General features: G+C 62.8%; 14 protein-coding genes. 12 read left to right on the forward strand and 2 right to left on the reverse strand.

Annotated elements, in window-relative coordinates:
- The first annotated feature begins 92 nt into the window (after window positions 1–92).
- From tsf to lpxB, 12 genes are all read left to right on the forward strand, one after another.
- Window positions 93–1,013, forward strand: coding sequence for a translation elongation factor Ts (gene tsf, locus EJ074_RS01970; RefSeq protein ID WP_095805899.1), 921 nt, complete (start codon window positions 93–95; stop codon window positions 1,011–1,013).
- 299 nt (window positions 1,014–1,312) lie between these two features.
- Window positions 1,313–2,035 carry a UMP kinase gene (pyrH, locus tag EJ074_RS01975; RefSeq protein ID WP_095805898.1) on the forward strand — a complete coding sequence of 241 codons (723 nt, stop codon included), beginning with the start codon at window positions 1,313–1,315 and terminating at the stop codon, window positions 2,033–2,035.
- A gap of 104 nt (window positions 2,036–2,139) precedes the next feature.
- Window positions 2,140–2,694 carry a ribosome recycling factor gene (gene frr / locus EJ074_RS01980; protein ID WP_095806146.1) on the forward strand — a complete coding sequence of 185 codons (555 nt, stop codon included), beginning with the start codon at window positions 2,140–2,142 and terminating at the stop codon, window positions 2,692–2,694.
- A 32-nt stretch (window positions 2,695–2,726) separates the two neighbouring features.
- Window positions 2,727–3,446: an isoprenyl transferase gene (locus EJ074_RS01985; protein WP_095805897.1), complete on the forward strand. Its 720-nt coding sequence runs from the start codon at window positions 2,727–2,729 to the stop codon at window positions 3,444–3,446.
- Between the two features lie 11 nt (window positions 3,447–3,457).
- Window positions 3,458–4,276, forward strand: coding sequence for a phosphatidate cytidylyltransferase (locus tag EJ074_RS01990; RefSeq protein ID WP_095805896.1), 819 nt, complete (start codon window positions 3,458–3,460; stop codon window positions 4,274–4,276).
- A gap of 105 nt (window positions 4,277–4,381) precedes the next feature.
- The gene (rseP, locus tag EJ074_RS01995; protein WP_095805895.1) at window positions 4,382–5,524 is read left to right on the forward strand and encodes an RIP metalloprotease RseP; all 1,143 of its coding nucleotides are present in this window, start codon (window positions 4,382–4,384) and stop codon (window positions 5,522–5,524) included.
- A 218-nt stretch (window positions 5,525–5,742) separates the two neighbouring features.
- Window positions 5,743–8,109, forward strand: a complete 2,367-nt coding sequence (gene bamA / locus EJ074_RS02000; protein ID WP_095805894.1) for an outer membrane protein assembly factor BamA — start codon at window positions 5,743–5,745, stop codon at window positions 8,107–8,109.
- A 76-nt stretch (window positions 8,110–8,185) separates the two neighbouring features.
- The gene (gene lpxD, locus EJ074_RS02005; protein WP_095805893.1) at window positions 8,186–9,241 is read left to right on the forward strand and encodes a UDP-3-O-(3-hydroxymyristoyl)glucosamine N-acyltransferase; all 1,056 of its coding nucleotides are present in this window, start codon (window positions 8,186–8,188) and stop codon (window positions 9,239–9,241) included.
- Window positions 9,234–9,695, forward strand: coding sequence for a 3-hydroxyacyl-ACP dehydratase FabZ (gene fabZ / locus EJ074_RS02010; RefSeq protein ID WP_095806145.1), 462 nt, complete (start codon window positions 9,234–9,236; stop codon window positions 9,693–9,695). Before lpxD ends, fabZ begins: the two co-directional genes overlap by 8 nt.
- A gap of 15 nt (window positions 9,696–9,710) precedes the next feature.
- Window positions 9,711–10,547: an acyl-ACP--UDP-N-acetylglucosamine O-acyltransferase gene (gene lpxA, locus EJ074_RS02015; RefSeq protein WP_095806144.1), complete on the forward strand. Its 837-nt coding sequence runs from the start codon at window positions 9,711–9,713 to the stop codon at window positions 10,545–10,547.
- Complete coding sequence (gene lpxI, locus EJ074_RS02020) at window positions 10,528–11,436, forward strand: UDP-2,3-diacylglucosamine diphosphatase LpxI (RefSeq protein ID WP_245420348.1); 909 nt, start codon at window positions 10,528–10,530, stop codon at window positions 11,434–11,436. The genes lpxA and lpxI overlap by 20 nt, the downstream gene beginning before the upstream one ends.
- Window positions 11,426–12,601 (forward strand): lipid-A-disaccharide synthase, encoded by a 1,176-nt coding sequence (gene lpxB / locus EJ074_RS02025; RefSeq protein WP_095805891.1) that lies wholly within the window; start codon window positions 11,426–11,428, stop codon window positions 12,599–12,601. Before lpxI ends, lpxB begins: the two co-directional genes overlap by 11 nt.
- 111 nt (window positions 12,602–12,712) lie before the next feature.
- Here the strand turns inward: lpxB and gltA are convergent, their stop codons facing one another.
- Both gltA and gltX read right to left on the reverse strand, forming a co-directional pair.
- A complete protein-coding gene (gene gltA / locus EJ074_RS02030) occupies window positions 12,713–14,041 on the reverse strand; it encodes a citrate synthase (protein WP_095805890.1) in 1,329 nt (442 codons plus the stop codon).
- Between the two features lie 180 nt (window positions 14,042–14,221).
- A complete protein-coding gene (gene gltX, locus EJ074_RS02035) occupies window positions 14,222–15,646 on the reverse strand; it encodes a glutamate--tRNA ligase (RefSeq protein WP_095805889.1) in 1,425 nt (474 codons plus the stop codon).
- Between the last annotated feature and the right edge of the window lie 41 nt (window positions 15,647–15,687).

A 15,687-nucleotide genomic window follows, 5' to 3' on the forward strand; every position in this document is an offset into this window, starting at 1 on the left:
CTTTCCAATAAATTGGCGCGCTAGAGCGCTTTTGCCGGGCGCATCATCGAGATTCGATGGTGCGTCGGCGCTTTTGAAACAAAGAGGCGAAAATGAGCATTTCGGCTGCACAGGTCAAAGAACTCCGCGACTTGACCGGCGCGGGCATGATGGATTGCAAGGCGGCGTTGAATGAAACCAACGGCAACATGGAAGAAGCCGTCGACTGGCTGCGCAAGAAGGGCATCTCCAAGGCCGACAAGAAGGCCGGCCGCACCGCGGCCGAGGGCCTGATCGGCGTCGATGCCGGCGTCCGTGAGGCGGCGATCGTCGAGGTCAATTCCGAGACCGATTTCGTCGCTCGCAACGCGGCCTTCCAGGAGATCGTCGCCAACGTCGCCAAGGTCGCGCTCGCTTACGGCGCGACCGAGGCCGTGGCAGCGGCCAAGTACCCGGGCTCCGAAAAGTCGGTTACCGACACCATCAAGGACGCGGTCGGCACCATCGGGGAGAACATGGGCTTCCGTCGTTCGGCCAAGCTTGCGGTCGCGCACGGTGTCGTGGCGAATTATGTGCACAACAAAGTCGCGGACGGCCTCGGCAAGCTCGGTGTGCTTGTTGCTATCGAAACCACCGGCAATGCGGAGGCCGCAAATGCCTTTGGCCGCCAGGTCGCTATGCACGTCGCAAACTCCAATCCGGTTGCGCTGACGGCGGAAGAAGTCGATCCGGCACTGGTCGAGCGTGAGAAGGCAATCTTCTCCGATCAGGCGCGCCAGTCCGGCAAACCGGAAGCGATCATCGAGAAGATGGTCGAGGGCCGCCTGCGCAAGTTCTATGAAGAGGTCGTGCTCTTGAAGCAGGCCTTCGTGCTCAACCCCGACGTCACCGTCGAGAAGGCGCTGAAGGATGCCGAGAAAGAGATCGGCGCCCCGGCCAAGATCACCGGCTACGTGCGTTACGCGCTCGGCGAAGGCATCGAGAAGGAAGAGACCGACTTCGCGGCGGAAGTCGCGGCCGCGGTCAAGAAATAGCCCGAAGCACAGCAAGGCTAAGCAGCTCAGGCAACTCGGCCGGGTGTCCGCAAGGATGCCTGGCCGATTTTCGTTTTGGGGGGCGATGAATGCTCTGCCGGCTGTCCCCGCCGATCCCGGCAGAAGGCGACGCGGTCAGCATGGCAAATGATCGAAAAAGCCTGGTATTTTGCGCAAGGGCGCCGCGTGACATCGCGGCGGCCTTCGTGTATCGGGTCAACCCGTCATGCCAGCGCCGCCAGGCGAGGCGAGCAGTTTCCGCCTCCAGATTTGCCGCGCCGAGATTTTCGAGGAACCAGATGACGGTGAAGCCCCTCTATCGACGTGTCTTGCTGAAAGCTTCGGGCGAAGCGCTGATGGGGGAACAGCATTTCGGCATCGACGTTTCGGTCGTCGACCGTATCGCGGCCGATATTGCCGAGGCGCGCGCGCTGGGCATCGAGGTCGGCGTCGTCATCGGCGGCGGCAACATCTTCCGCGGTGTGGCCGTCGCCTCCAAGGGCGGCGACCGTGTCACCGGCGACCACATGGGGATGTTGGCTACCGTCATCAACTCGCTGGCGCTGCGCACGTCGCTGAACAAGATCGGCGTCGATGCCGTCGTGCTTTCGGCCATCGCCATGCCGGAGCTCTGCGAGAGCTTCTCCCAGCGCCAGGCGACCGCCTATATGAACCAGGGTAAGGTGGTCATCTTCGCCGGCGGCACCGGCAATCCGTTCTTCACCACCGATTCGGCCGCAGCGCTTCGCGCCGCCGAGATCGGCGCCGACGCGCTGTTCAAGGGCACCCAGGTCGACGGCGTCTACTCGGCCGATCCCAAGAAGGATCCGAATGCGGCACGTTTCGACCGCATCAGCCATGCCGAAGTCATCAAACGCGGCCTTACGATCATGGATACGGCCGCGATTGCACTTGCGCGTGAAAACAACATTCCGATAATCGTCTATTCGATCCACGAAAAGGGTGGTTTCGGCGACATTCTCAGGGGCGGCGGCCGTTGCACGATCGTCGCCGACAACTGATCGAGACCAGGTCGGCCGAATGACCGCCGGTTTTGGACCTGGCTGGAAGAGAACTGGGCTAGAAGAGAAGCAGTGAACCCGGCGAACGGGTCGAGGAGATGAACATGAGTGGCGAGTACGACGACCTCAAGCGACGCATGGACGGGGCGATCGCCGCCTTCAAGCACGATCTCGCCTCGCTGAGAACCGGCCGCGCCTCCAGCAACCTGCTCGATGCGATCCAGGTTCAGGCCTATGGCACGGCGATGCCGATCAACCAGGTGGCCAACATCTCGGTGCCGGAGCCGCGCATGCTGTCGGTCTCGGTCTGGGACAAGTCGATGGTCGGCGCGGTTGACCGCGCCATACGTGAAGCCAATCTCGGCTTCAATCCGATCGTCGACGGCACCAATCTGAGGATTCCGCTGCCCGAACTGAACGAACAGCGCCGCAAGGAGTTGGTCAAGATCTCGCATGGCTATGCCGAGAACGCCCGCGTCGCTGTTCGCCATGTCCGCCGCGACGGCATGGACTTCCTGAAAAAGGCTGAAAAGGACGGCAACATCAGCGAGGACGATCACCGCAAGCGCTCCGATCAGGTCCAGAAGTTGACCGACGAGATGATCAGCACCATCGACCACCTGCTTTCCGATAAGGAAGCTGAAATCATGCAGGTTTAGAGTCGGTCGCTCACCGGCTCGAAAGCGAGACCATGACAACGCCCGCGCATGTCGCGATCATCATGGACGGAAATGGACGCTGGGCCAAAGCGCGCGGCATGCCGAGGCTTGCCGGCCATCGCGCCGGCGTCGAAGCCCTGCGCAAGACGGTGCGAGCGGCTCCCGAACTCGGCATCTCGTTCCTGACCGTCTACGCCTTCTCCTCGGAAAACTGGTCGCGGCCGAAATCCGAGGTCAGCGACCTGATGGGCCTGCTGAAGCTCTTCATTCGCCGCGATCTCGCCGAACTGCACCAGAACGGCGTGCGGGTGAGGGTGATCGGCGACCGGGAAGGGCTGCAGCCCGACATCAGAGGGCTGCTGCAGGAGGCCGAGTCGCTGACCGCCGGCAACGAGGCGCTGACGCTGGTCATTGCCTTCAACTATGGCGGCCGCGACGAGATCGTGCGCACGGCGCGCAAGCTGGCTGCTGCCGTCGCGCGCGGCGACATGGATTGCGATGCGATCACGGCGGAGAGCTTCGCCGGCTCGCTGGACACCAATGACATTCCCGATCCAGACCTTGTCATCCGCACCAGCGGCGAGCTCAGGCTGTCGAATTTTCTCCTCTGGCAAGCGGCCTACAGCGAGCTCGTCTTCCTGCCTTGCTACTGGCCCGACTTCAACGCAGAGTATTTCGCCGAGGCCCTTCGCAATTTCGCTGGCCGCGAGCGCCGCTATGGTGGGCTGGCCGCCCATGAAGTCGCCTCGTAGCTACCCGCGCGATGAGCAACCTCCAGCAGCGCGTCATCTCGGCCATCGTTATGGCGGCCGTCACGCTGATGCTCACCTGGCTTGGCGGACTGCCTTTCCGCCTGTTCTGCGCGGCGATCGCAGCCGTCATCTTCTATGAATGGACGCGCATGTCGCGTCCGACCGCCGCGGGCGGCGTGCTCGGCTTGCTCCCGGAAGCACTGATTCTGGTTTTCATCGGCGCGCTCATTGCCGGCCTGCCAGCCCTGTGGCTGCTGCTCCTTGCCGCGATCCTCGTCGCCGTCGCGGCTTTCGCCACACGCATGCAGCGGACTGCGCAGTGGGAAGCCGCGGGGCTGGCCTATGCGGCACTTTCCGGCTTTGCGCTGGCCTATCTGCGCGGTGACGACCATTCCGGCCTGGTCGCCATACTGTTCCTGTTCGCGGTGGTGTGGGCGACCGACATCGCCGCCTATTTCGTCGGTCGCGCTGTCGGCGGACCGAAATTGGCGCCATCGATCTCGCCAGGCAAGACACAGAGCGGCGCGCTTGGCGGCGCGGTCGGCGGCGTGGTCGCCGGCCTGCTGCTGGGAGTTCTGGCTGGAGCCGGCAACCTCGTTCAGCTTGGCTTCGTTGCGCTGGCGCTCTCGATCGTCTCTCAGATCGGCGACCTGTTCGAATCCTGGGTCAAGCGTCGGCACGACTGCAAGGATTCAAGCAACCTCATCCCGGGCCACGGCGGCGTCATGGACCGGGTGGACGGGCTTGTCGCGGCGGCTTTCGCCCTGTACGTCATTGGTTGGATTGCGGCGGGCGCCGACCATCCGGCACTGGGGCTGTTTCCGAACTGAGTGCGTTGCCGTTTGGCGAAAATCCGGGCGCGCCACGCATTTGCCCGGATTGATGCCACAGTCGCGGAGAGTGTCGCTCGCTGCGGGCGAATTTGAGGTCATGAGTTGAACGAGATTCTTCACGCGGTCTTCAGCACGCAAGGCTTTGTCCTCGGCACGCTGGTGCCGTTTCTGTTCGTGCTGACAGTCGTCGTGTTCGTGCACGAGATGGGCCATTACCTGATCGGCCGCTGGTGCGGCATTGGCGTGAAGGCCTTCTCGATCGGGTTCGGTCCCGAGCTGCTGGGGTTCAATGATCGCCATGGCACGCGCTGGAAGCTGTGCGCCATCCCCCTCGGCGGCTACGTCAAATTTGTCGGCGACATGAACGCGACATCGAGCCAGCCGAGTGCCGAAGACATCGAATCACTGAGCGAGGCCGAGCGCCGGGTTGCCTTCCATACGCAGCCGATCTGGAAGCGAGCGGTGACCGTGGTCGCCGGCCCGCTGTTCAATTTCCTGCTCACGATAGCTGTCTTCGCGGTGCTGTTCACTGTCTATGGCCGCCCGGTCATGGAGCCGATGGTAGCCGAGGTCACGACCGGCAGCCCGGCGGCACGCGCAGGAATCCAGCCCGGCGACCGATTCGTCAAAGTCGACGGCAGCAAGGTGGAAACCTTTGCCGACGTGCAGCGCATGGTTTCCGGCCGCGCCGGCGACGCCATCGCTTTCACCATGCTGCGCGACGGCAAGGAGGTCACCGTAACCGCGACGCCAGAGCCCATGGAGCAAGAGGACGCGCTGGGCAACAAGGTCAAAATGGCCGTGATCGGAGTGGTGAACAACACCGAACTCGGCCAACCCCGGCTGATTTCCTACAGTCCTGCCGGGGCGCTGGCCGCGGCGGTCGAGGAAACCGGCCATGTCATCCAGCGGACCGGTCAGTTCCTGAAGCGTTTCGTTGCCGGCCGCGAGGATAAATGCCAGCTGGGGGGGCCGATCAAGATCGCAAAAATGTCTGGCCAGGCAGCAAGGCTCGGCTTCGAGTGGTTGGTACAGCTTGTTGCATTCCTGTCGGTCGGGATAGGAATTCTCAATCTGCTGCCGATTCCCCCTCTCGACGGCGGCCATCTGTTGTTCTACGGGGTCGAGGCGGTCATCCGGCGCCCGGTGTCGGAACGGATGATGGAAATGGCCTACCGGACAGGACTGTTTCTGGTGCTCGGGTTCATGCTCTTCGTTTTCTGGAATGATCTGTTTGGGTGCTGAAATCATGAAGGAATTTGGCTTCGGCACCACCTATGTTGAGACGCCGTTTACCATGCGTGGGGATATGCGTGACGCGAAAGCCACGCATCACGGTTAAGTAAATACAAATTAACCCGGAGCCTTGCGTGTAGGGAAAATCCGGTTAATACGGTACGGGAAATTACCGCACGTCCGGTTTTCTCGCCGTGGGGACTACGAGAAAAAGGTACCAAAGCCCGATGAAGGCAGCATCCAAGTTTTTAAGCGCCGCGTCCGCGGCGGCTTTGTCCGCCGCCCTGGTTTTGCCAGGCGCGGTCGCAATGCAGTTCGTTGCGACATCGGCAGCCGAAGCGGCCGTCATCTCGAGGGTTGAGGTCAGCGGTAACCAGCGTGTCGATGCCGACACCATCCGCAACTACATCACGATCAAGCCTGGCAAGCCGTTTTCCAGTTCCGATATCGACGACGCCGTGAAGGCGCTGTTCGGCACAGGACTGTTCTCGGATGTGCAGATCAATCAGGTCGGCTCCACGCTGGTCGTCAAGGTTTCCGAGTACAAGGTCGTCAACCAGGTCCTCTTCCAGGGCAACAAGAAGCTCAAGGACAACGCGCTCCAGGCCGCGATCCAGTTGAAGCCGCGCGCGACCTTTTCGCAGCAAGCGCTTGATGCCGATGTCGAATCGGTCAAGGCGGCGTACCGGCGCATTGGCCGTGACGATGCCGCGGTAACGACCCAGATCATGGATCTCGGCGACAACCGCGTGAACGTCGTCTTCAACATCGTCGAGGGCGCGCGTACCCAGATCGCGGCTGTCAATTTCGTCGGCAATCATGCCTATTCCAGCCGCCGCCTGTCCGACGTCATCAACACCAAGCGCTCGACCTGGCTTTCGTTCGTGCTGCGTGACGACGTCTATGATGAGGACAAGCTGCGCGCCGACCAGGAGTTGCTGCGCCGGTTCTACTACAATCACGGCTATGCCGACTTCCAGGTCGTCTCCGCCGTCGGCGAACTCGACGAGGCGACCAACAAATACACGGTGACCATCACCGTGCAGGAAGGCGAGCGGTACACGTTCGGCGACGTCAGTGTCGAGAGCACCATTCCCGAAGTCGACTCGAAGTCGCTCGAATCAGTGGTCGAGACCCACAAGGGCGACGTTTACAACGCCAAGGATGTCGAGGATACGATCGTAGCCCTGACCGAGAAGGTTGCGGGTTCGGGCTATGCCTTCGCCCAGGTGACGCCGCGCGGCGACCGCAATTTCGAGAACCATACGATCTCGGTCGTCTACACCATCGACCAGGGCACCAAGGCCTATGTCGAACGCATCGAGATTCGCGGCAACGACCGCACCCGCGACTATGTCATTCGCCGCGAATTCGACGTCAGCGAGGGCGACGCCTTCAACCAGGTGCTCATCCAGCGTGCGAAGAAGCGCCTGGAAGCGCTCAATTATTTTGAGAAAGTCGAAATCTCGACCGTTCCGGGTTCTGCCCCCGACCAGGTGGTCCTGGTGGTGGACGTGGTCGAGAAGTCGACCGGTGAATTCTCCATCGGCGCCGGCTATTCGACCGGCGGCGACACGCCCGGTCCCTCGGTGGAAGGCTCGATCACCGAGCGCAATTTCCTCGGGCGCGGCCAGTACATCAAGCTGGCGGCCGGCGGCGGCAAGCACTCCCGCGACTACAGCATTTCCTTCACCGAGCCTTATTTCCTCGGGCGGCGTATCGCCGCGGGCTTCGATGTCTATCAGTCCACCCGCGAATACGATCACTATGACACCGAAACGACCGGTGCGACTATCCGCTTCGGTCTTCCGATCACCGACAGCGTCTCGACGCAGCTCGCCTACAACATCTCCAAGGAAGAATATTCCTATCCGGATAGCTGTTTGACCAACGGCGTGCTGGATCCAGCAAAGTGCGATGTCTCCGCGGCCATTCAGGAGGGCGTCGCCGATAGCCCGTGGATAAAGTCGTCGGTCAGCCTTGGCCTGGTCTACAACACCATCGACGACATGAAGAACCCGCATGAAGGGTTATACGTCAACGGCACGACCGAGGTCGCCGGTCTGGGCGGCGATGCCAAGTGGGTGAAGGTGACCGGACGCGCGAGCGTCTACCAGACCTTGTCCGAGCAGCTCGACCTCGTCGGCCTCGTCTCAGGCGGCGCTGGCCATGTCTCGGGCTATGGCGATGATGGCCTGCGGATCTTCGATCAATTCCAAAGCAACGATCGCATGATCCGCGGCTTCGAATATGGCGGCATCGGCCCTGTGGATACCAACACCGGTGACCATCTCGGCGGTACGACCTATTTCAATGCCTCGGCCGAAGCACAGTTTCCGCTGCCTGTCATACCGGAAAGCTTCGGTTTGCGCGGTGCAGTATTTGCCGATGCCGCGACGCTTTATGGCAGCGCGATCGACACTCCTGGTGTCACCCAGTCCTCGACCGACATGAAGTGGCGCGCATCGGTTGGTGTCGGCCTGATGTGGGCTTCGCCGTTCGGCCCGATCCGCATCGACTACGCGGTCCCGGTCAAGAAAGAGCCGACCGACGACGTGCAGGAATTCAACTTCGGCATAGCGACCCGCTTCTGATCCGCGGGTTGCGATCTTCCGGGCTGCCAGGCGGCCTGGAAGTGACTGATCCGACCTAGCTGGATATTGCTTCTGGATGACCGATCCGGTGTTCTTCGCGCCCTCACGCCGGTATACGGCTGGCGAAGTCGCGAATCTGACCGGCGCGACCCTGGTCGATTCCGGTCAGGCCGATATCGCTATCGAAGCGCTCGCCCCGGCCAACGAGGGCGGCAAGGGTGCGCTCGTCTTCGTTGACGGCAAGCGCAATTTCGCCCTGATGCAGTCGCTCAAGGCGGCCGCGGTCCTGTGTCCAGCCGACTTTGCCAGCAAGGCGCCACAAGGCGTTGCCGTGCTTGTGCATCCGCGTCCGCAACAGGCCTTCGCAATGGTGGGACGCCTGCTGTTTCCGCTGGCCGCCACACCAGGTCCGATGACCGGCGAAACCGGCGTTTCGCCGCATGCACACATCGATCGGTCGGCGCATGTCGAAGAGGGCGTGGTCATCGAGGCCGGCGCCGTGATCGGACCGGACGCATCGGTAGGCAGCGGCACCGTCATTGCGCCGCATGCCGTCATCGGCCGTTCCTGCAAGATCGGCCGCGACGGCTATGTCGGCCCGGGCGCCAGCATCCAATACGCGCTGATCGGCAATCGCGTCATCATCCATGGCGGCGCGCGGATCGGCCAGGATGGCTTCGGCTTTGTGGGCGGCGCCAAAGGCCCGGAGCGCGTCCCGCAGATCGGCCGCGTCATCATCCAGGACGACGTGGAAATCGGTTCAAATTCCACAGTTGATCGCGGCGCCATGTCCGACACCATTATCGGCCAGGGCACCAAGATCGACAATCTCGTGCAGATCGCCCACAACGTTCGCATCGGCCGCAATTGCATCATAGCCGGGCTTTCGGGTATTTCCGGGTCCGTCGTCGTCGGCGACGGCGTCACCATGGGCGGCGGCGTTGGCCTCGCCGATCATCTGACGATTGGACCAGGAGCCAAGCTTGCTGCAAGAAGCGGATTCATGAGCAACGTTCCGGCAGGCGAGGTGTGGGGCGGCTATCCGGCGCAGCCGATGGCGGAAGCCATGCGCGAAATCGCGATGCTGCGCAGGCTGGCAAGGACGCGCAAGCAGGGCGATGGAAATGGCTGACATGGTGACGACGACGCTGGAAGCGGTTGACATTATGGAGCTCATGAAGCTCCTGCCACACCGCTATCCGTTTCTCCTGATCGACCGCATCGTCGACATCGACGGCGACGACTCCGCCGTTGGCATCAAGAACGTCACCATCAACGAACCGCATTTTCAGGGCCATTTCCCGCAACAGCCGGTGATGCCCGGGGTGCTGATCATCGAGGCGATGGCACAGACGGCGGGCGCGATCTGCATCCGCAGCCTCAATACGGAAAAGCCGTCGCTGGTCTATTTCATGACGATCGACAACGCGAAATTCCGCAAGCCGGTCGTGCCTGGCGATCAGCTCAGGATCCAGGTCAAGAAAATCAAGAAGCGCGGCAATCTGCTCAAATTCGCTTGCGAGGCGATGGTGGATGGCGCAAAGGCCGCTGAAGCCGAGGTTTCGGCTATGATGGTCACCGGCTGACGGTTTGAAATGCTTATGAAACTCCAGACATCAATCCATCCTTCGTCGATCGTCGAAGAGGGCGCCCAACTTGGCGAGGGCGTGCGTATCGGGCCCTTCTGTCACGTCAGCGCCGACGCCGTGATCGGGGACCGGGTCGAACTGGTCAGCCACATCTCAGTGATGGGCGCGACGACCATTGGCGCGGCGACGAAGGTCTATCCGATGGCGACGCTCGGAGCGCCGCCGCAGAATACCAAGCACAAGGGCGGGCGCACCACACTGGTCGTGGGCGAGAATTGCACCATCCGCGAAGGCGTCACGATGCATCTCGGCACGGATTCCAGCCGCGGCGAGACGACGGTCGGCGACAATGGCAACTTCCTCGCTTATGCCCACATCGCCCATGATTGCGTCGTCGGCAGGAACGCCACCTTCGCCAACGGGGCGACGCTCGGCGGACATTGCGAGATCGGCGACAACGTCTATATCGGCGGCCTCACTGCCGTTCATCAGTTTGTCCGCATCGGCAACAACGCTTTCATCGGCGGCTGCTCGGCCGTAGTCGGCGACGTCATTCCCTTTGCGATCGCCGTCGGCAATCGCGCCAAGCTGCGCGGGCTCAACATCGTCGGCCTGAAGCGCTCAGGTTTGCCGCGTGCCGAAATCTATTTGCTGCGCAAGGCTTACAGGATGATCTTCGACCATTCCCGCACCGTCGGAGAGAATGTCGAATTTGCCAAGGCGGAGTTCGGCTCGTCGCCGACGGCGATGAAGATGATCGACTTCATCACCAGTCGTGGCAAGCGGCACTATGCCGTCCCGCCGCTCAAGGGTGGCGGCGACGATGACGATGGCGATGACGAGGGCTGAGCCCGCTGGACAAGGGCCTGCACTCGCGCCGGGTTCCAGGGTCGGCATCATCGCCGGTGGCGGCAGCCTGCCGGTTGAAGTGGCGGAAGGTCTGGCCAGCCAGGGACATTCGCCTTTCGTCATCCTCGCCGAAGGCGAGGTGGATCGCGAGGCGGACTTCGCCGTCTACGAACAGGCGACCCTCGCGCTGGAAGACATCGGTTCGCTGCTCCCCGTGCTGAGACGTCAAGGCATCAGCCATCTGGTTCTTGCCGGCGAGATCAGGCGCAGGCCACGGCTGACCAGACTGCGTCCCACCCCGGGTCTGCTGGCGATGATCCCCACCGTGATCATGGGACTCTCGCGTGGCGACGACGGGCTGTTGAAAGTTCTCACACGCTGGCTCGAAAGGCGCGGCATCACGGTTGTCGGTGCCCATGAGATTGTTCCTGAGCTTGCTGCCAGCCAGGGCACACTCACCACGGCCGGACCAAGGCAATCCGATTGGCGCGACATCGAGGCGGGCCGCGCGGCGGCCAAGGCCATAGGCGCGCTGGATGTCGGCCAGGCTGCGATTGCGATCGGCGGGCGGGCCATCGCGCTGGAAGGCATTGAGGGCACCAACGGCCTGCTCGAAAGAACACGGGAGTTGCGGGGACACGGCAGGCTCGCCGGAAAGACGCGCGGCGTGCTGGTCAAATGCGCCAAGCCCGGCCAGGAACTGCGCGCCGACCTGCCTTCGATCGGCCCGCAGACGGTCGAGGCGGCGCATGCCGCGGGCCTGGCCGGCATAGCTGTCGAAGCCGGTCGCTCGCTTATCCTCGAAGGCCCGGCGACGCTGGCGCGTGCCAACGCGCTGGGTCTGTTCATCGTCGGCCTGCCCGCGACGGAGCCGGCCGATGGCCGGTGAGAAGGCACTCAGGATCGCGATCGTGGCCGGGGAGGAATCCGGCGACCTGCTGGGCGCCGACATCGTGCGGGCGCTCGAACGGGCGACGGGCCGCAAAATCCAACTCCTCGGCATCGGCGGCCGCCATCTCCAGGAACTGGGGCTCGCGCCGCTCTTCAACGGCAGCGATATCGCGCTGATGGGTTTCAGCGCGGTGTTGCGCGACCTGCCGCGCCTGATGCGGCGCATCAGCCAGACGGCCGCGACAATCGCCGCCGAGCGGCCGGACTGCCTGATCACCATAGACAGCCCGGATTTTTCGCTGCGCGTCGCGAAGAAGGTTCGTGCCGCCAATCCGGCCATACCGATCGTCCACTATGTCTGCCCAAGCGTGTGGGCTTGGCGGCCGGGCAGGGCGGTGGCGATGAAGCCCTATGTCGACCACATCCTCTGCATCCTGCCTTTCGAGGTCAAGGCGCTCGCTGCCCTCGGCGGCCCGCCCGGCACATATGTTGGTCACCGCCTGACACGGGATCAGGGTGTGCTTGGTGCTGCCAAGGCGCAAGCGGCGCCGCGCGACCTTTCCGCCGACCGCGTGAAGACGCTGCTCGTGCTGCCGGGGTCGCGCCGCGGTGAGGTGCGCCGGCTGCTCGAGCCATTCGGCAAGACAATCTCGGTCCTGCACCAGCGCGGCCACCGATTGCGCCTATTGCTGCCGACGGTGCCGCATGTCGCCGAACTGGTCAGGGCGTCGATCGCGACCTGGGACGAGAAGCCCGAGATCATCACCGATGCGGAGCGCAAATGGCAGGCTTTCGGCAAGGCCGATGCTGCCCTGATCGCCTCGGGAACCGTTTCGCTGGAACTTGCGCTCTGCAGCGTCCCAATGATCTCTACCTACAAGGTCGATCCGATAGCGAGGCAATTGCTGCCGCATCTGATCACGACCTGGTCAGCGCTGCTGCCCAATCTGATCTCCGATCGAGTCCTGGTTCCCGAATTCTACAATCAGTTTGTCAGGCCCGAGAATCTGGCACGTCAGCTGGAAGCGCTGTTCGCCGATAGCGGCATGCGGGCGTGGCAGAAGGCCGGCTTCGCAGAGATCGCCAGGCGAATGGCGACCGAGAAGCCCTCCGGAGAACTCGCCGCCGAGGTGGTGCTGGAATGCATCAAGAGGAAGTGGTGAATAGTGAATAGTGAATAGTGAATAGTGAATAGTGAATAGTGAATAGTGAGTGAGAAGGTGTCCCTCGCTATACTATTTCACCATTCACATTCACCATTCACCATTCATCGTTCACCGCTTCGCGATCGGCACGTAGTCTCGCTCCGTGGCGCCGGTGTAGAGCTGGCGCGGGCGGCCGATCTTCTGGTGCGGATCCTCGATCATTTCCTTCCACTGCGCGATCCAGCCGACGGTGCGGGCGACTGCGAACAGCACGGTAAACATCGTGGTGGGGAAGCCCAGCGCCTTCAGCGTGATGCCGGAATAGAAATCGACATTCGGATAAAGCTTCTTCTCGATGAAATAGGCGTCGGTCAGCGCGATCTTTTCCAGTTCCATCGCGATGTCGAGCATCGGATCGTCCTTGATGCCGAGCTCGCCAAGCACCTCATGCGCGGTCTTCTGCATGATCTTGGCGCGCGGGTCGTAGTTCTTGTAGACGCGGTGGCCGAAGCCCATCAGGCGGAACGGGTCGTTCTTGTCCTTGGCGCGGGCGATGAATTCCGGGATGTGGTCGACATGGCCGATCTCGCTCAGCATGTTGAGGGCCGCTTCGTTGGCGCCGCCATGCGCCGGACCCCACAGGCAAGCGATGCCGGCGGCGATACAGGCGAACGGATTGGCGCCCGAAGAGCCGGCGAGGCGCACGGTCGAGGTCGAGGCGTTCTGCTCGTGGTCGGCGTGCAGGATGAAGATGCGCTCCATGGCGCGCGCCAGCACCGGATTGATCTTGTATTCCTCGCAGGGCACGGCGAAGCACATGTGCAGGAAGTTTGCCGCGAAGCTGAGATCGTTCTTCGGATAAATGAAGGGCTGGCCGATGTGGTATTTATAGGCCATCGCCGCGATCGTCGGCATCTTGGCGATCAGCCGCATCGAGGCGACCATGCGCTGGTACGGATCCGAGATGTCGGTCGAGTCGTGATAGAAGGCCGACAGCGCGCCGACCACGCCGCACATGACCGCCATCGGGTGGGCGTCGCGGCGGAAACCGGTGAAGAAGCGCGACATCTGCTCATGCACCATGGTGTGGCGCGTCACGCGGTAGTCGAAGTCGTCCTTCTGCGCCTTGGTCGGTAGTTCGCCGTAGAGCAGGAGGTAGCAGACCTCGAGAAAGTCGCCATGTTCGGCAAGCTGGTCGATCGGATAGCCGCGGTGCAGCAGGATTCCGGCGTCGCCGTCGATGAAGGTGATCGCCGACTCGCAGCTTGCCGTCGAGGTGAAGCCAGGATCGTAGGTGAAGGCGCCGGTGGTGCTGTAGAGCGAGCCTATATCGATGACGTCAGGCCCAACCGAACCGCTTCGCACCTTGAGCTCATGCGTCTTGCCCGCGAGTTCCAGCCTTGCGGTGGATTCGCGCGGTTCGCCGGCCGGTTCCAGTTTCGTCGCAGCTTCGCTCATTGCAAACTCCTTTATGTTTCTCATGCCGGCAAGGCAATTCCTGCAAACGACACGTCGAAATCACCGGAATGCGCGAACTACCCACCGCATTTTAGGAGGTGCGTGCCAGATTGGGCCAAGGCCTAATGTTGCACTGCGAAACAATCCTTTCAATGCCAATCTTTTTGGGCCAGTTCACAGCTAATCGATTTGATCTCCAATCCGCGCCAGGCTCTCCTCGCGGCCGAGAACGGCAAGCACGTCGAACACCCCCGGCGATGTGCTGCGGCCGGTCAAGGCTGCTCTCAGCGGCTGGGCCACGGCGCCGAGCTTGTGGCCGCCTGCCTGCGCAACGTCACGGACGGCAGCTTCCGCGGCCGCGGCGGACCAATCGCCCGACAGCGCGGTCAGCGCGGCGTGCGCGCTGCGCAGGATGGCGCGGGCATCGCTGCCGAGCAAGCCGGCAGCCTTGTCATCCAGCGTCAGCGGCCGCTCCGCGAACAGGAAGGCGGCGCCGTCCACCAGTTCCACCAGGGTTTTTGCCCGCTCCTTCAGACCAGGCATGGCGGCGAGCAACTGTGCCTTGCGCTTATCGTCGAGCCGCGCGGCAAGCGCCGGACCGCCTTCGAGATAGGGCAGGGTGGCGACGAAGATGTCCAGGAGAGCCTGATCGTCCATCCTGCGGATATGAACGCCGTTCAGCGCCTCGAGCTTGGCGAAGTCGAACCGGGCCGCGCCCTTGTTGACATCGCCGATGTCGAACCATGAGACCATGTCCTTGATCGACATCACCTCATCGTCCCCATGGCTCCAGCCGAGCCTGGCCAGATAGTTGAGCAGCGCTTCAGGCAAATAGCCCATGGCGCGATAGGCTTCGACGCCGAGCGCGCCGTGGCGTTTCGACAACTTGGCGCCGTCGGCGCCATGGATCAGCGGGATGTGCGACATCGACGGCACGGCCCAGCCCATGGCGTTGTAGATCACGGTCTGGCGCGCAGCGTTGGTCAAATGATCGTCGCCACGGATGATGTGGGTGACGCCCATATCGTGATCGTCGACGACGACGGCATGCATATAGGTCGGATTGCCGTCCGAACGCAGGATGATGAAGTCGTCGAGATCCTTGTTCGGAAAGCGCACCTCGCCCTGCACGCGGTCGTGAACCACGGTTTCCCCCTCGGTCGGCGCCTTGATGCGGATCGCGCCCCTGACGCCGGCGGGCGCCTCGGACGGGTCGCGGTCGCGCCACTGTCCGTTGTAGCGCGGCGGCAGGCCCTTGGCGCGCGCCGCCTCACGCATCGCCTCGAGTTCTGCCGGGGTTTCGTAGCTGTAATAGGCCTTGCCCAGGCGCACGAGCTCCTCGGCCACCTCGCGGTGGCGCGGCGCGCGCTCGAACTGCGAAACCGCCTCGCCGTCCCATGAAAGACCGAGCCAGGTCAATCCATCAAGGATTGCAGCGGTCGCGGCCTCGGTGGAGCGCTCACGATCGGTGTCTTCGATGCGCAGCAGCATCGTGCCGCCCGTGTGCTTGGCGTAGAGCCAGTTGAACAGCGCGGTGCGCGCCCCGCCGATGTGCAGGTAGCCTGTGGGCGAGGGGGCAAAGCGGGTGACGACCTTGTCGGACATGGGACTCTCGAAGAAGCACTGAAGCAGGCGTGATTGCGGCG

This window comes from Mesorhizobium sp. M3A.F.Ca.ET.080.04.2.1 (genome assembly GCF_003952525.1).
Classification (GTDB): domain Bacteria; phylum Pseudomonadota; class Alphaproteobacteria; order Rhizobiales; family Rhizobiaceae; genus Mesorhizobium.

Coding starts and splice junctions, on each gene's coding strand:
- tsf (WP_095805899.1), top strand. CDS start 93: ATGAGCATTTCGGCTGCACAGGTCAAAGAACTCCGCGACTTGACCGGC.
- pyrH (WP_095805898.1), top strand. CDS start 1,313: ATGACGGTGAAGCCCCTCTATCGACGTGTCTTGCTGAAAGCTTCGGGC.
- frr (WP_095806146.1), top strand. CDS start 2,140: ATGAGTGGCGAGTACGACGACCTCAAGCGACGCATGGACGGGGCGATC.
- EJ074_RS01985 (WP_095805897.1), top strand. CDS start 2,727: ATGACAACGCCCGCGCATGTCGCGATCATCATGGACGGAAATGGACGC.
- EJ074_RS01990 (WP_095805896.1), top strand. CDS start 3,458: ATGAGCAACCTCCAGCAGCGCGTCATCTCGGCCATCGTTATGGCGGCC.
- bamA (WP_095805894.1), top strand. CDS start 5,743: ATGAAGGCAGCATCCAAGTTTTTAAGCGCCGCGTCCGCGGCGGCTTTG.
- lpxD (WP_095805893.1), top strand. CDS start 8,186: ATGACCGATCCGGTGTTCTTCGCGCCCTCACGCCGGTATACGGCTGGC.
- fabZ (WP_095806145.1), top strand. CDS start 9,234: ATGGCTGACATGGTGACGACGACGCTGGAAGCGGTTGACATTATGGAG.
- lpxA (WP_095806144.1), top strand. CDS start 9,711: ATGAAACTCCAGACATCAATCCATCCTTCGTCGATCGTCGAAGAGGGC.
- lpxI (WP_245420348.1), top strand. CDS start 10,528: ATGGCGATGACGAGGGCTGAGCCCGCTGGACAAGGGCCTGCACTCGCG.
- lpxB (WP_095805891.1), top strand. CDS start 11,426: ATGGCCGGTGAGAAGGCACTCAGGATCGCGATCGTGGCCGGGGAGGAA.
- gltA (WP_095805890.1), bottom strand. CDS start 14,041: ATGAGCGAAGCTGCGACGAAACTGGAACCGGCCGGCGAACCGCGCGAA.
- gltX (WP_095805889.1), bottom strand. CDS start 15,646: ATGTCCGACAAGGTCGTCACCCGCTTTGCCCCCTCGCCCACAGGCTAC.